General features: G+C 61.9%; 13 protein-coding genes. 3 read left to right on the forward strand and 10 right to left on the reverse strand.

Annotated elements, in window-relative coordinates; all coding sequences use genetic code 11:
• Position 1: 1 nt before the first annotated feature.
• Genes ACYU81_RS08790 through ACYU81_RS08800 form a run of 3 tightly spaced genes read right to left on the reverse strand, consistent with a single transcriptional unit; the run spans position 2 to position 1,728 of the window.
• Positions 2 to 607, reverse strand: coding sequence for an alpha-ketoglutarate-dependent dioxygenase AlkB (locus ACYU81_RS08790; RefSeq protein ID WP_460987257.1), 606 nt, complete (start codon positions 605 to 607; stop codon positions 2 to 4).
• Positions 604 to 894: a hypothetical protein gene (locus ACYU81_RS08795; RefSeq protein WP_460987258.1), complete on the reverse strand. Its 291-nt coding sequence runs from the start codon at positions 892 to 894 to the stop codon at positions 604 to 606. The genes ACYU81_RS08790 and ACYU81_RS08795 overlap by 4 nt, the downstream gene beginning before the upstream one ends.
• A gap of 15 nt (positions 895 to 909) precedes the next feature.
• Positions 910 to 1,728 (reverse strand): alpha/beta fold hydrolase, encoded by an 819-nt coding sequence (locus ACYU81_RS08800; RefSeq protein WP_460987259.1) that lies wholly within the window; start codon positions 1,726 to 1,728, stop codon positions 910 to 912.
• A 169-nt stretch (positions 1,729 to 1,897) separates the two neighbouring features.
• On the opposite strand from ACYU81_RS08800, the gene ACYU81_RS08805 reads away from it, so the two are divergent.
• Positions 1,898 to 2,515 carry a hypothetical protein gene (locus ACYU81_RS08805; protein WP_196225163.1) on the forward strand — a complete coding sequence of 206 codons (618 nt, stop codon included), beginning with the start codon at positions 1,898 to 1,900 and terminating at the stop codon, positions 2,513 to 2,515.
• Positions 2,516 to 2,600: 85 nt separating this feature from the next.
• On the opposite strand, the gene katG is transcribed toward ACYU81_RS08805, so the two are convergent.
• A complete protein-coding gene (gene katG / locus ACYU81_RS08810; protein WP_460987260.1) occupies positions 2,601 to 4,820 on the reverse strand; it encodes a catalase/peroxidase HPI in 2,220 nt (739 codons plus the stop codon).
• A gap of 313 nt (positions 4,821 to 5,133) precedes the next feature.
• Here katG and ACYU81_RS08815 point away from each other — a divergent pair, with 313 nt between their 5' ends.
• Positions 5,134 to 5,934 carry a DUF2189 domain-containing protein gene (locus ACYU81_RS08815; RefSeq protein ID WP_460987261.1) on the forward strand — a complete coding sequence of 267 codons (801 nt, stop codon included), beginning with the start codon at positions 5,134 to 5,136 and terminating at the stop codon, positions 5,932 to 5,934.
• Positions 5,935 to 5,985: 51 nt separating this feature from the next.
• Here ACYU81_RS08815 and ACYU81_RS08820 read toward each other — a convergent pair whose 3' ends face one another.
• From ACYU81_RS08820 to ACYU81_RS08845, 6 genes are read right to left on the reverse strand one after another with little or no spacing between them, the layout of a single operon-like run.
• Positions 5,986 to 6,660: a c-type cytochrome gene (locus ACYU81_RS08820; RefSeq protein ID WP_460987262.1), complete on the reverse strand. Its 675-nt coding sequence runs from the start codon at positions 6,658 to 6,660 to the stop codon at positions 5,986 to 5,988.
• Between the two features lie 4 nt (positions 6,661 to 6,664).
• On the reverse strand, positions 6,665 to 7,018 hold the full coding sequence (locus ACYU81_RS08825) for a cytochrome C oxidase subunit IV family protein (RefSeq protein ID WP_449470896.1): 354 nt from the start codon (positions 7,016 to 7,018) through the stop codon (positions 6,665 to 6,667).
• A gap of 5 nt (positions 7,019 to 7,023) precedes the next feature.
• Entirely contained in the window at positions 7,024 to 7,734 is a 711-nt protein-coding gene (locus ACYU81_RS08830) for a heme-copper oxidase subunit III family protein (protein ID WP_460987263.1), read from the reverse strand.
• Positions 7,731 to 8,330: a cytochrome c oxidase subunit 3 family protein gene (locus tag ACYU81_RS08835; RefSeq protein WP_460987265.1), complete on the reverse strand. Its 600-nt coding sequence runs from the start codon at positions 8,328 to 8,330 to the stop codon at positions 7,731 to 7,733. Before ACYU81_RS08835 ends, ACYU81_RS08830 begins: the two co-directional genes overlap by 4 nt.
• On the reverse strand, positions 8,327 to 10,045 hold the full coding sequence (locus ACYU81_RS08840; RefSeq protein WP_460987267.1) for a cytochrome c oxidase subunit I: 1,719 nt from the start codon (positions 10,043 to 10,045) through the stop codon (positions 8,327 to 8,329). Before ACYU81_RS08840 ends, ACYU81_RS08835 begins: the two co-directional genes overlap by 4 nt.
• Entirely contained in the window at positions 10,045 to 10,914 is an 870-nt protein-coding gene (locus tag ACYU81_RS08845) for a cytochrome c oxidase subunit II (protein WP_460987268.1), read from the reverse strand. Before ACYU81_RS08845 ends, ACYU81_RS08840 begins: the two co-directional genes overlap by 1 nt.
• 323 nt (positions 10,915 to 11,237) lie before the next feature.
• On the opposite strand from ACYU81_RS08845, the gene ACYU81_RS08850 reads away from it, so the two are divergent.
• Entirely contained in the window at positions 11,238 to 13,538 is a 2,301-nt protein-coding gene (locus ACYU81_RS08850; protein WP_460987269.1) for a GumC family protein, read from the forward strand.
• Positions 13,539 to 13,910 lie beyond the last annotated feature (372 nt).

Below are 13,910 nucleotides of genomic sequence, written 5' to 3' on the forward strand. Positions count from 1 at the left end.
ATCAAAAGGCCGCCCGGGTGGTTCCGGCGCGCGCCATCTCAGCGCCCTTGGCGGACAGCGAACGGAAAGTGATTGACCAGCGGGGTGCGTCCACGCCCGCGATGCTATGCTCCCATTCATGCCGGGCTTCACCGGACAGATGATAGATGGATCGAGCGGCAACGGGGACGGATAGGCGGTCGAACCCCTTCGCCGTGCGTCTGCGAAAGCGCAATGTCGTGGGACTGCCCAATGAAATCCCGACAACATGTTCGAAGACCGGCCGGTCCCTGTGCCAGCCTATGCCCGCCCGTGGATCGTATCGGATCAACAATGCCTGCACCAGGTCGGCATCTGCCACGCCCGCAAACCGGGCAGCGCGCGCCTTGATTGGTTGAAGCCATGGCGGAACAGGGTCGCTTGGGCCGAAGTGGCCATTGTCAAAATCATAAGTCCACCCGAGCGATAGCGTCAGCCGCTTGCCGGTCCATCCTTGAAAGCGGAACGGCGACAGAGGCAGCGCGTCCATCTTCATGATGAGCATCGCTTCCTCATCGCGGGTCAGCATATCCTCGCGATAATCCAGTCCGGGGATCAGGGGCGCGTCGAACAGGCTTGGCTGGGTCATTTTCTCCGCCGGGCGAGACGTCGTCGATTGCGGCCAACGGCCTTGCGATAATGGGCAATGGAACCGCGCATCGCGGCATCGGGGCTGGTGCCCAGATCGCCGGTCATCGCCCTCCATTGCAGCACGCCTATCGCTTCGATCTTCTCCGCGATCATGAGATGCGCTTCGCGCGCTGCGGCTGGGTTGCCTGCCAGCAGCCTGGGTATCCTGAGGCCGATCACCGTCCAGACTTCCAGCCCCAGCTGCCAGCTGTTCCTGAAAAGGCTGAACGGGTTCGTCTTCTGCATGACGGCGCGCTGCAGTTATTGCGCGAGGAAGCTCAGCAGATCGGCGTTCAACCGATCCGGCGCAGTGGCGAACAGGCCATGCGGTTCGCCATCATATTCGATGAGCTGCGCCCCCGGTATCGCAGCGGCCGCCGCTCGCCCGGTCGGATCGATCGGCACCGTCTTGTCGCTCGTCCCGTGGATGATCAGCGTCGGTATGGTGAACGCGCCCAGGTCGGGCCGGAAATCGGTTCGGCCAAAGGCGTGGATGCAATCGATCGTCGCCTTGGGGCTCGCCATGATCGCCAGCATGAAGGTCCAATCGAGCAGCGCGCTGCTGACGGGTTTGGAAACGAGGCCAATGCCGTAGAAGGTCTTGGCGAAGCTCTGCAGGAAAGCGAAACGGTCTTCGCGCACCTGCGCCTGCATCTGGTCCAGTGCCGATTCATCGACACCGTCGGGATTGCTGTCATCTTTCAGAAGATACGGCACGACAGAGCTGATCAGCGCTACCCGGTCCACCTTCGCCGAACCATGGCGCGACAGGTATCGGGCGATTTCGCCGCCTCCCATGGAAAATCCGACCAGGGAGACCTTGGCCGCGCCCACCCTATCAATGACGGCGGCGAGATCATCCGCGAAAACATCGTAATTATAGCCATCGGCGGGATGACCCGATTGCCCGAAACCGCGACGATCGTAAGTGATCACGCGATATCCCGACTCCAGCAGCGCAAGCGTTTGATATTCCCACATGTCGCCGGTCAGGGGCCAGCCGTGGATCAGGATCACCGGGTGGCCCGACCCCATGTCCTTCACATGGATGACATGACCTTCGCGGGTTTCGATATGCATGGGAGCCACTCCTGACAGGGGAGTGAGGGCAACCGGTGGCGCGGCGCATCGTTCCCTCCGCTTCCATTTCTTCGTCTTCGTCTTGCGGGAACAAAGCTCATTCACCCCGGTTAACAGCATCTGGCGGCGGGCGTCATAAGCGGCCTTAAAAACAGGCCAAGGAGATGTCATGGTGACGCTCACTCCGCTGGAGATCGGCCTTGGGCTGGTCGTCCTTGTTCTTCTGGCCGGATTAGCCGTGCTGATCATGCGCAACCGGCAGCATGCCAATCTGCGATCGAAATTCGGGTCTGAATATGACCGCACTGTCGAGGAGGCGGGCAGCTCCCGCAAGGCGGAAGCAGAATTGCAGGAACGGGAAAAGCGCGTGGCCAGCTTTTCGCTGCGCCGCCTTTCCCCGCAGCAAACCGACATGTTCACCGATGGCTGGATGAAGGTCCAGAACCAGTTCGTTGATGATCCTCAAGGTGCGGTGTCGCGCGCTGACGTGCTGCTGACCGAAGTAATGGAGGCGCGCGGCTATCCCATCGTCGATTTCGACAGGCGTTCAGCCGACTTGTCCGTTTATCACCCGGAAGTCGTGCAGAATTATCGCTCGGCCCATGACATCGCCATACGTCACGCCCGCGGAGAAGCCGATACCGAGGATCTGCGTCAGGCGATGATCCATTATCGCGCTCTCTTCGAAGAACTGGTGCACGAACCTGGCGAACCTGACGGCATGTCCCACATGACGCGGCCCAGCCGCTTTGGCGACACGGATTATGGCCGCCGCGACCTTCACTGAGGTTAGATGAAATTGGCCGCCGCAGCTTCCTCATGAAAGCTGCGGCGGCCTTGTGTTCAGGCGGTGGCGGTTAGTACCGATCGTTTCAGTCGAACCGGTCGGCGTCCATCACCTTGACCCATGCCGCGACGAAGTCATCGACGAACTTGCGCCCTGCATCGGCCGACGCATAGACTTCCGACAGCGCGCGAAGCTGTGAGTTCGATCCAAAGACCAGATCAACCCGCGTGCCGGTCCACTTCGGTTCGCCAGAGCTGCGGCAGCTGCCGACGAACACGTCGCCCTTGTCGCTTTCCGCCTTCCACGCCGTACCCATGTCGAGCAGGTTGACGAAGAAGTCGTTGGTAAGCTGTCCCGGCCGGTCGGTGAAGACGCCGTGCTGCGATCCGCCATGATTGACGCCCAGCACCCGCAATCCACCGACCAGCACCGTCATCTGAGGCGCGCTGAGCCTCAGCAGGTTGGCACGGTCGATCAGCAGTTCCTCCACCGGCACGCGATAGCTGACTGGCAGATAGTTGCGGAACCCGTCCACCTTCGGTTCCAGCACGGCGAAGCCTTCGACATCGGTCTGCTCCTGCGATGCGTCGGTCCGGCCCGGCGTGAAGGGCACGGTCACGTCATGCCCCGCATCCTTCGCCGCCTTTTCGATGCCGACAGAGCCACCCAAAACGATGAGGTCGGCGATGCTGACCTTCTTGCCACCGGAAGCTGTGCCATCGAACCTAGCCTTGATACCTTCCAGCACACCCAGCACGCGGGCCAGCTGATGGGGCTGGTTCACCTCCCAATCCTTTTGCGGCGCTAGGCGGATGCGTCCGCCATTGGCGCCGCCTCGCTTGTCCGATCCCCGGAAAGTGGATGCCGACGCCCATGCCGTCTGCACCAGTTCCGATACGGTCAGCCCGGACGACGCGATCTCCTGCTTCAGCGCTGCAATGTCCGCCTGCTCGATCGGGGCATAGTCCGCAGCCGGGATCGGATCCTGCCAGATCAGGTCTTCGGCGGGGACATCGCTTCCCAGATAGCGGCTCTTTGGTCCCATGTCGCGATGGCACAGCTTGAACCAGGCGCGCGAGAAGGCATCGGCGAAAGCGTCCGGATCATTGCGGAAGCGTTCGGCGATCTTGCGATATTCGGGGTCCTCCCGGAACGCCATGTCCGCCGTGGTCATCATCGTCGGCAGCCGCCTGTCGGGGCTGTGTGCGCCGGGCGCCATGTCTTCCGGCTTCTGGTTGATGGGCTGCCACTGATGCGCGCCCGCCGGGCTCTTCACCAGCTCATAATCATAATCGAGCAGCATGTGGAAGAAGCTCATGTCCCACTGGATCGGGGTTGGCGTCCATGCGCCCTCGATGCCGCTCGTGATCGTATGATCGCCCATGCCGCTTTCATGCCCGCTCTGCCAGCCGAGCCCCTGCTGCGCGATGTCCGCGCCTTCGGGTTCAGCCCCGATCTTCGAAGCGTCGCCCGCGCCATGCGCCTTGCCGAAGGTGTGGCCGCCAGCGGTCAGCGCCAGCGTTTCTTCGTCATTCATGCCCATGCGCGCAAAGGTTTCGCGGATGTCGCGCGCAGATTGGAGCGGATCGGGATTGCCGCCCGGCCCTTCCGGATTGACGTAGATGAGGCCCATCTGGATCGCCGCGAGGGGATTTTCCAGCGCCATTTCCTTGTCGGGCTGGATGCGGGTCTGGTTGTCGGGATTGCCGACCCACTGTTCTTCCGTGCCCCAGTAGATATCCTTCTCCGGTTCCCACACATCCTCGCGCCCGCCGCCGAAGCCGAAGACGGGACCGCCCATCGACTCAATGGCGACGTTGCCGGTCAGGATCATCAGGTCGGCCCAAGACAGCTTACGGCCATATTTCTGCTTGATCGGCCAGAGCAGGCGGCGTGCCTTGTCCAGATTGGCATTGTCGGGCCAGCTGTTGAGCGGCGCGAAACGCTGCCCGCCCGAGGAAGCGCCGCCGCGTCCGTCGCCAGTGCGGTACGTGCCCGCGCTATGCCAGGCCATGCGGATGAAGAAGGGGCCATAGTGCCCATAATCAGCGGGCCACCAGGGCTGGCTGTCGGTCATCAGGGCATGCAGGTCTTTCTTGACCGCTTCCAGGTCGAGCGATGCGAATTCCTTCGCATAGTCGAAGGACTCGCCCATCGGATTGGCATGTGCGCCATCTTGGTGGAGGATTTCGAGGGACAATTGATTGGGCCACCAGTCGCGGTTGGTGCGTCCGAGCAGTGACCGCAGCGCGGCTGGCTCCTTCATCGGGCAGCCCAGCGGGCTTTCACCAGTTTTCGCGTCCATGATTTCGGCTCCTTTTGAGTACAGAGGGCAGGCTAAACCCGGCCTGCTAGCTAAGGAAGCGATTAAGATTGGTCATGATGATCGATAAAAGCGATCACTGAAGGCTCGTCAGGACGGCTCCCAGGGCAAGGATAGGCTGCTTTTTGGTTCCGCTCCATTACGCTTTGGTGTAGTCTGCCGGGGTTGGCCATGAGGCGTCCCTCATGCCGAGACGATGCGCTGCGCAGGTCAAAAGGCTGCCCCCGTCACCGGTCCCGACTGAGGATTGAAGGTTGAGCGTCCGTCATGGTGACTTCGCGAAGGGAGAGCGACCATGGCGATTACGCATCCAGCTGATCTGGCTTCCAATCGGGACGATTATGAAATCCGCAAGATCGGCTTTGATGATCTGCGTATCTCGCTGCGACAGGGCTGGGAAGATTTTCAGGCCAAGCGCGGCGATCTGGTGTTCATTGGGCTGATCTATCCGGTTGTCGTGCTGTTCGCCATTCTGATCGCGAGCCGCGTGTCGATCCTGCCGCTGCTGTTTCCGCTGCTCGCGGGCTCCGTCCTGTTCAGCCCAGCCTTGGCCAGCGGCTTTTATGAACTCGCCCGGCGCCGGGAACATGGACTGGATTCCCGCTGGCGCCATTTCCTGGACGTGGTCCGGGGGCCGTCAGCGCCTTCGCTGTTCGATCTGACCAGCATTACGGCTTTGCTGTTCCTGGGATGGCTGGCCGCCGCCTGGTTCATCTATAATTCGACCGTCGGCAGGTTCGGACCTGAAGTCGTCTCATCCTTAGGAGCCTTTGTGAATGCGGTGTTCGGAACCGCCGAAGGTTGGCAGATGATCATCGTCGGCAATCTTGTCGGCCTGTGTTTTGCCATCATCACGCTGGCGGTCAGCGTCGTGTCCTTCCCGATGATCATCGATAAAAAGGTCAGTTGGGGCAACGCGCTGCGGACTTCGGTTCGGGTGGCTCGGGCCAGTCCCGTGACCGTAGCAGCCTGGGGGCTGATCGTGGTGGGGCTACTGATCCTGGGCGCATTGCCGGGGCTCGTCGGACTGGCCGTCGTGCTGCCGCTGCTGGGATATTCGACTTGGCATCTCTACACGCGCGCGGTCGTGCGCTGAGGTTGCGCTGACGACACCTGCTCCACTTTTCGGGAGCGGGTGTCGGACAGGTCATTGACCGGCTTGGGCGGCCGGTTTCGGCAAGGGTGGCGCTCCGCCTCCCAACGTCGCCAGATATTTGATGACAGCCGCCCGATCTTCCGGACGGCGAAGCCCTGCAAAGCTCATCTTCGTTCCCGGCACATCCCGCATTGGCGAGACGAGGAACGCGAATAGCTGGTCGTAGGTCCAACTGCCCCCATGCGCTTTCATCGCAGGGGAATAGGCAAAGCCCGCATGGCTGGCGACCGGCCGCCCTACCACGCCCCACAGATTAGGCCCGATGCGGTTTGGTCCTCCCTGGCCAAAGTCGTGGCAACTGGCGCAAAGCTGCGTCTTCGCCTTGCCAGCATTCGCATCCGCGCTGGCGAGCAATGTGCCAAGGTCGACTGGCGCCGCCGCAGGGGTAGCGGCGGCGGCAGAGGATGGCGCGGGCGACTTGCCGCGCATATCCCGGTGATAGGCGATCAGCCGGTTGCCCTCGCCCGGGTCGCCAAGGCTGGATGGCCAGTCCCGCTGCACCGACGCCATGTCCACGCGCGGCGGCATGTCGTCGGCGGGCTTGTAGGCGAGGGAGCCTGCATTGGCATTTGGATAAAGCCGCCCGGCAAACCAATTGAAGCTCCAGAGCGCGCCCGTGGCACCCACGACGCACAGCCCCGTCACCAGCCAGCGCATCCGGTTCATGGCTTCATCCTCCCCCACCCATGAAGATCGCGCGCGTCCAATAGGCATAATCCGCCTCGATCGTCATGATCCGCACCAGCACCAGCAGCAGCAGCGGCGGCACGAGGATCGCGTAGATCAGCGACAGCCTTTCCCAGGCGAGATGCATGAAAATGGACAGGATCAGCCCGGCCTTCAGCAGCATGAACAGGATGATCAGCGTCCAGCGGACGATCCCCTGCACATGCATATAATCGACCATATAGGACATGGCGCTGAGGACGAAAAGATAGCCCCAGACCTTCAGGTAGAGGCTGATCGGATGATGCTGCCCTTCATGGACTATGGAGCTATCGCTGCCGGGTATCTCATGCTTCATGGACATCACCAAAGGTAGAAGAAGGCGAAGATAAAGACCCAGACGAGGTCGACGAAATGCCAGTAAAGTCCAGCGATCTCTACCGCGCTATAGTCGCCCGCCCTGTCATAATGCCCGCGCGCCACCTTGGACGCGATGATCAGCAGCAGGATGACGCCGCAGGTCACATGCAAACCGTGAAAGCCGGTGATCATGAAGAAACTTGCGCCAAATTGCGGCGCGCCCATCGGATTGCTCCAGGGGCGCACGCCTTCCTCGAAGATCAGCTTGCTCCATTCGAACGCTTGCATCGAGAGGAAAGTCAGGCCGAACAGCGCCGTCACCAGCATGAGGATAGCTGTCTTTCGCCGGTCGCGCCGGTAACCGAAATTGACCGCCATCGCCATGGTGCCGCTGGAACTGATAAGCGCGAATGTCATGATCGCGATCAGGACCAGCGGAATGTCGTGCCCGCCGATATTGAGCGCGAAGACTTCCGCTGTATTGGGCCATGGCTCCACGGCCGACGCTCGCATCGTCATGTAACCTGTCAGGAAGCAGGAAAATATGAATGTGTCCGAGAGCAGGAAGATCCACATCATCGCCTTGCCCCAATGGGTGTGGCGGAAGACTTCCTGATCGGCGGACCAGTCGGCGACAATCTCCCGCAAAGCGGGAGTGATAATCTCCTTGTCTCTTCCGTCGGGCACCGTGTGAGCCATGGTGATGGACCTCATGTCGATACGAGCAGGGCGGCGATCAAAATCCAGATGAAGAGCAGGAAATGCCAGTAGACCGCGCACAGGCGAATATGGCCGGGGTCCCGCTCCGCCAGCACCCAAGCGGCGGCTACCAGGCCTCCGACGATGTGAAGACCGTGAAGCGCCGTCAGCAGATAGAAGAAGGCGTTGGCTGGATTGGACGACAGATAATAGCCGTCGCCAAGATAGTGACGCCACAGCAGCCATTGACCGAAGAGGAATGCCAGGCCGAGCGCAGCGCCCGCGAGGGAAGCGCCTGCCGCTCGTCCAGTTACGTTGGATCGGCGCGCGATCTCCCATGCTATGCTGCTCGCGACCAATATCCCGCTATTGACCCAGAGCAGCGGCGGATCGGGCATGGCGACCCAGTCGTCCGCATGCCCCATGGCGGCGTGCAGCCCCATACGCATGAAATAGGCCGCGCCCAGCAATGAGAACATCACCATTGCAACGGCAAAATAGACGCGGAGCCCCACGCTCCCGGCGGACGGGCGGTTCCCGGATTGAGTCGCCGGGTCTCGGTCGCTCGCCGGTTCCCAGCTTCTCTCCGCAAGGCGCGAGAGGATCGTCATGAGCGCGGCTCCGTCTGGGGGATGAAGTCGCGAGGCGCGCCCGGCACGCTATAATCATAGGGCCAGCGATAGACGGTGGGCAGGGCCGGTCCCCAATTGCCATGTTCGGGCGGCGTCTGCGGCGTTTGCCACTCCAGGCTCGCCGCGCCCCACGGGTTCGGGTCTGCGCGCGGTCCCCAAAACCGGCTCCAGATCATGTTGAAGAAGAAAAGTCCCTGCGCTGCAAAGACGATCAATGCCGCAATGCTGATCCATTCATTGGCCAGATGTACCGACGGCGGGATGAACCCGGTTTCGCCCAGAGCATAATAACGGCGCGGCACGCCCAATATGCCCAGATAATGCATCGGCAGGAAAATCGCATATACGCCAAGGAAGGTGATCCAGAAGTGGAGCTTGCCCAAGGTCTCGTTCCACATTCGCCCGAAGATCTTGGGATACCAATGATAGATCGCGCCGAAGATCACCAGCACTGGAGACACGCCCATGACCATGTGGAAATGGGCGACGACGAAGAAGGTATCGGACAGCGGGACATCCACGCTGACATTGCCCAGAAATAGCCCCGACAGCCCGCCATGGATGAAGGTGAAGATGAACGCGATCGCGAACAGCATCGGCACGCGCAGATGAATGTCGCCGCGCCACAATGTCAGCAGCCAGTTATAGACCTTGATCGCGGTAGGGATCGCGATGATCAGCGTTGATGTTGCAAAGAAGAACCCGAAATAGGGGTTCATCCCGCTTACATACATATGGTGCGCCCAAACGAGAAAGCTCAGGGCGCCGATGATGACGATCGCCCACACCATCATGCGATAGCCGAAGATGTTGCGCCGGGCGTGGACGCTGATCAGGTCCGACACGATGCCGAAGGCGGGCAGGGCGACGATATAGACTTCGGGATGGCCGAAGAACCAGAAGAGATGCTGGAAGAGGAGGGGGCTTCCTCCCTCCGTGGGTGTGATCGCGCCCATCGATTGCATCGTCGGCATGAAGAAGCTGGTGCCCGCGAAATGGTCGAACAGCATCATGATCGCCGCGACGAACAGCGCCGGGAAGGCGAGCAGGCCCATAATGGATGCGGTGAAGATGCCCCATACCGATAGCGGCATCCGCATCAGCGTCATGCCCTTCGTGCGCGCTTGCAGCACCGTCGTCACATAATTCAGCCCGCCCATGGTGAAAGCGGCCACGAATATGGCAAGGCTCACCAGCATGGTGGCGATGCCCCATTGATGACCGGGTGTTCCCTCGCTGATCGCCTGCGGGGGATAGAGCGTCCATCCCGCGCCAGTCGGCCCGCCCGGCACGAAAAAGCCCGATACCAGAACGATGACCGACAGCAGGTAGAGCCAGTAGCTCAGCATATTGACGAACGGGAACACCATGTCCCGCGCGCCGATCATCAACGGGATGAGGTAATTGCCAAAGCCCCCGAGCAGCAGCGCCGTCAGCAGATAGACGACCATGATCATGCCATGCATCGACACGAACTGGAGGTAATTGTCGGGCTGGATCGCGGGGAAGGCGCCGGGAAAGCCGAGTTGCAGCCGCATAAGCGCGGACAGCACCAGTGCCACCAGTCCGATCGCGATGGCGGTCAAGCTATATTGGATGGCAATGACCTTATGATCCTGGCTCCAGACATATCTGGTGACCCAACTGTGGGGATGATGCAGCGGCCGCAGATCGTCAGCCAGGGTGGTAGCCATCAACTCTTGCTCCAGGACGCGGGGACGCTGCAGGCATTGGCCTTGATCAGCAGGATGGACATGGCGGCAGGCGGCGTTTCGGCCAGGATTTGTCCAAAGCTCGTCTGCTGCGCTTGCCAGGCGGCGAAAGCCTTGGGCGACTCCACCACCACGCGCCCGCGCATCTCATGGTGGCCCGTGCCGCACAGTTCGGCGCAGAGGATGTCGAACGTGCCCACCTTAGTCGGGGTCATCCAGAAATAGGTGACGATGCCGGGCACGAGATCCATCTTTGCCCGGAACTCCGGCACATAGAAGTCGTGCAACACATCCTTGGACCGCAGCACCATCTTGACCGGCTTGCCCAGCGGCAGATGCAGGTCACCCGCCTCTATGAGCACATCATCGCGTCCGAACGGGTCCAGGGGATCGAGGCCGAGCGCGTTGTCAGGCGTCACATATTTGACCGCCGCTGCACCCAGCACGCCATCGGGTCCGGGATAGCGGAAGGACCACTGCCACTGCTGCCCCACCGCCTCAATGACAGTGGCGTCCTGCGGCACGGAAACATAGCGGCCCCATGCGGCGAGGCCGGGAGCCAGCATCCCCGCGATGCCGATCGCCGTCCAGAGCGTCAGCCTTTTCTCCAATGAGGCGTTTTCCGGCTCATAATGCGCCTTGTGTCCGGTGCGATGTCGGTAGCGGACCAGCACCCAGGCCAGGAACAGGTTGAGGATGATGAAGGCCGCCGCGCAAATCCAGAGCGTTACGTCCAGCGCGGAATCGATGGAACCCCAATTTGAAGCGATCGGCGTCCGCCACCATGGGCTGAACAGGTGAAATGCGACCGAACCAAACACCAGCATGGCGATGGCGACCGCAATCGGCACAGGCTCTCTCCCATCAATGCAGGCGCGCCTCACAGCCATCGACCCGGCTTTTATTGAGTCGCCCCGGAAATAACCTCATTGGTAATCTATAGAAAAATCGCACCGGGTGGAAGTGGTTAGCCGTGATGCCGCTTTTCCGGACTGAAGACTGCCGCGTGCGGTGCGCGGAAGGGGGCAGGGCTGCGCCTCTTGCGTCACGCGATGCCCGAAGGGGTTAATCATTATGCCTGCGCTCTGCGACCGAAGATTGTTTGATCGGACCTGGCAAAAGCGGGAGGGTCGGCGGCCAATGAGGTCAGAATGCCGCTGTGGAGGATCTATTCATGCTATCGCAATCGGGAACGCTGAACGCGCCCCTGCTCGAGGCAATGTCTGACCGGCCGATGGAGGGGGGCTCCCGGCCCTCCAGCCTGTCGGCCCGCCAGGTCATCAAGATCATCCGGCGGCACGAACTGTTGCTCGGCGCCATCGTGTTCTTCGCGGTCCTCATCGTACTGGTGGTTCAGTTGACCGCGACGCCCATCTATCAGGCGACGGCGACGGTGCAGGTCGAACTGAATGACGACAGCGGATCGCCCGACATGGCCGCGCGCAACCAGCAGCGCGTCGCCAACGAAGCGGGCATCTACCGGTCCCGTTCCCTTGCCGAACGCGTGGTGCAGGATTTGAAGCTCGCGTCCGATCCGCGCTTCGTCGAAGCGCCGCTTCCCGCTAACGCCGTCGTCGACAACCGCCGCCTGTCCCGCCTCGCGGGCAGGCTGATATCCAGCACATCGATTTCAAGCTCCAAGGATTCCGACTTCATCGACATCACCGTGCGATCCGAGTCGGCCGACCTGGCGTCGGAAATCGCCAATCAATATCCCGCCAGCCTTGCCGCCTACCGCTCCGTCATGCGCGACGACCGGCAGGGCAAAATCGTCAGCCAGCTGGATGACGAGCGGGCGCGGCTTGCGATCGAGGCGCATCAAGCCGAAAAGGCGGTCGCCGACTTCCGGCGCCAGCATCAGATGCTCACCGGCGCCGGCGGGTCGGAAGACTATCAACAGATCAACCGGATCGCCACCGAAGCCGCCTCCGCCGCCGCCATGCGCGCCGCGCAAAGCGCGCGGGCAGCTGGCATCGCGAGCGCCGTGAGCAACATCACGACGGCGGGCGCGACGTCCCCGCTGCTCGACCAGCAAAGGCGGCAACTGGACGATCTGACCCGCACGCGCAGCGAACTCGCCATGATGTATGGGTCCGAACATCCCAAGATGCGTGGAGTAGAAGCGCAGATCGCGGAAACCACCGGCAGCATGCAGCAGGAACAGGCGAGGGTCATCGCCGCTGCCACGACCCAGGCCCAGAACGCGGCCGCCCGTGAAGCGGGCATCGCAAGGAGCGAGGCGGCCTCTGCCGCATCGCGCGCAGGCCAGTTGGAAGGAACGCTGCGTTCGATCACTGGCAAGGCATTCGCGAACACCGCCGCGACGGTCGAGTTGAACTCGCTCGAACGCAATGCGGAAGCCGCGCGCAGTGCTTTCACCGCCATGAGCACGCGTGCGCAGCAGGTGAAAGCCAGCCTCGCGGCATCGGGCATCCATTCGCGCCTGATGTCGCCTGCCGCCGTCCCGCAGGACCCGATTTCGCCCCGGCCCAAGTCCGCGACCTTCGCCGCGTTCGTCGGATCGCTGATCCTGGGGCTGCTGGTGGTGTTCGGCATCGAGCTGACGGACAACCGCCTCTGGAATGCCGAGCAGATATATCATCAGTTCGGCCTGCGCACCTTTGCCCTGCTGCCCGAGTTGGATGGCGACGCCCTGAGGTCGGCAAAGGCGAACCCGGTGCTTCAAGACCCCCAGTCGCTCTTTGCCGAGGTGGCCCGTGGGTTGGGAAGCGAGGTCGCCGAACTGGCCCAGCCGGGAAGGGCGCAGACCGTGCTGATCACCTCGCCCATTACCGGAGACGGCAAATCGACCGTCACGCTCACCCTGCTGGCTGCGGCCGTCGCCATGGGCCGCCGCGCGATCGTGATCGACCTCGATCTGCGCCGTCCCAGTGACGTTCTGCGTCCCACCGATGATGCGGGGGGGAAGCCGGACCTCATCGATTTTCTCAGCGGTGCGGTCGATGCGCGCCATATGCTTCCAACGCTCGCCCTGACGCAAAGGCCAGACGCAGAGCAGCCGTCCGAAATCACTACCTATGAACCCGTTGTCCTCAGCGCGCGTGAACCTGCGCGCAATCCGGCCGCGATCATGCGGCTGGGGAAGGTCAACGACCTGTTGGACCATCTGCGCGAACATTATGATCTCCTGATCATCAATGCGCCCCCCACGCTTGCCACGCGGGATTCGCGCATGCTGATGGATGCGGCCGATCAGACGCTGCTGGTGGTGCGGTGGGGTCGCACCACGATCGAACAGGTGCGCGCGGCGTTGCAGGTGCTGCAAAAGCCGGTGGACGGTGTCGTCATCAATCGCGTCGATTATGCGGAACACGCCCGTCGCGGCTATGGCGATCCGGTCCAGTTCTACATGGATTCAGCGGAATATTTCAGCGGCGAAATGCCGACCCCTCGCCGCTGGTATGAGCGGATGGCCCCATCGCGCTGGCGCGACCGCGCGGACCATATGGCATGACGGCCTGAAGGCTGCGCGATCCCTTCGTGCAGCCTTTCGCGGACTGGCCTGTCGTTGCGCGCGCCAGGGTAGGCGCTCTCCCCAGAGCAGAGTGCCAAGTTGCGGGCTCATCAGAAGCTGTCGGCGGGAAGAGGGCTGAAGCGCCTTTCTTCCGAAACGAACCTCATGCAATCTCATGCGCGAGATTGCAGCGCCGATCATTTGGGCCATGAAGGCTGCTGACGAACGATGGACTTAACAGGCAGGCGCGCAGAGATGCCCCGCAAAATCGCAATCGCCACTGATGCCATGGCGCCCGCATATCCTGCCCAAATTGACACGGCCACTTAACCCTTCTGTCTGGCCTTTCGAAGGCCTCAGACGGAAGAAGGG

This window comes from Sphingobium sp. TomTYG75 (genome assembly GCF_054771635.1).

Coding starts and splice junctions, on each gene's coding strand:
- ACYU81_RS08790 (WP_460987257.1), bottom strand. CDS start 607: ATGACCCAGCCAAGCCTGTTCGACGCGCCCCTGATCCCCGGACTGGAT.
- ACYU81_RS08795 (WP_460987258.1), bottom strand. CDS start 894: ATGCAGAAGACGAACCCGTTCAGCCTTTTCAGGAACAGCTGGCAGCTG.
- ACYU81_RS08800 (WP_460987259.1), bottom strand. CDS start 1,728: ATGCATATCGAAACCCGCGAAGGTCATGTCATCCATGTGAAGGACATG.
- ACYU81_RS08805 (WP_196225163.1), top strand. CDS start 1,898: ATGGTGACGCTCACTCCGCTGGAGATCGGCCTTGGGCTGGTCGTCCTT.
- katG (WP_460987260.1), bottom strand. CDS start 4,820: ATGGACGCGAAAACTGGTGAAAGCCCGCTGGGCTGCCCGATGAAGGAG.
- ACYU81_RS08815 (WP_460987261.1), top strand. CDS start 5,134: ATGGCGATTACGCATCCAGCTGATCTGGCTTCCAATCGGGACGATTAT.
- ACYU81_RS08820 (WP_460987262.1), bottom strand. CDS start 6,660: ATGAACCGGATGCGCTGGCTGGTGACGGGGCTGTGCGTCGTGGGTGCC.
- ACYU81_RS08825 (WP_449470896.1), bottom strand. CDS start 7,018: ATGAAGCATGAGATACCCGGCAGCGATAGCTCCATAGTCCATGAAGGG.
- ACYU81_RS08830 (WP_460987263.1), bottom strand. CDS start 7,734: ATGAGGTCCATCACCATGGCTCACACGGTGCCCGACGGAAGAGACAAG.
- ACYU81_RS08835 (WP_460987265.1), bottom strand. CDS start 8,330: ATGACGATCCTCTCGCGCCTTGCGGAGAGAAGCTGGGAACCGGCGAGC.
- ACYU81_RS08840 (WP_460987267.1), bottom strand. CDS start 10,045: ATGGCTACCACCCTGGCTGACGATCTGCGGCCGCTGCATCATCCCCAC.
- ACYU81_RS08850 (WP_460987269.1), top strand. CDS start 11,238: ATGCTATCGCAATCGGGAACGCTGAACGCGCCCCTGCTCGAGGCAATG.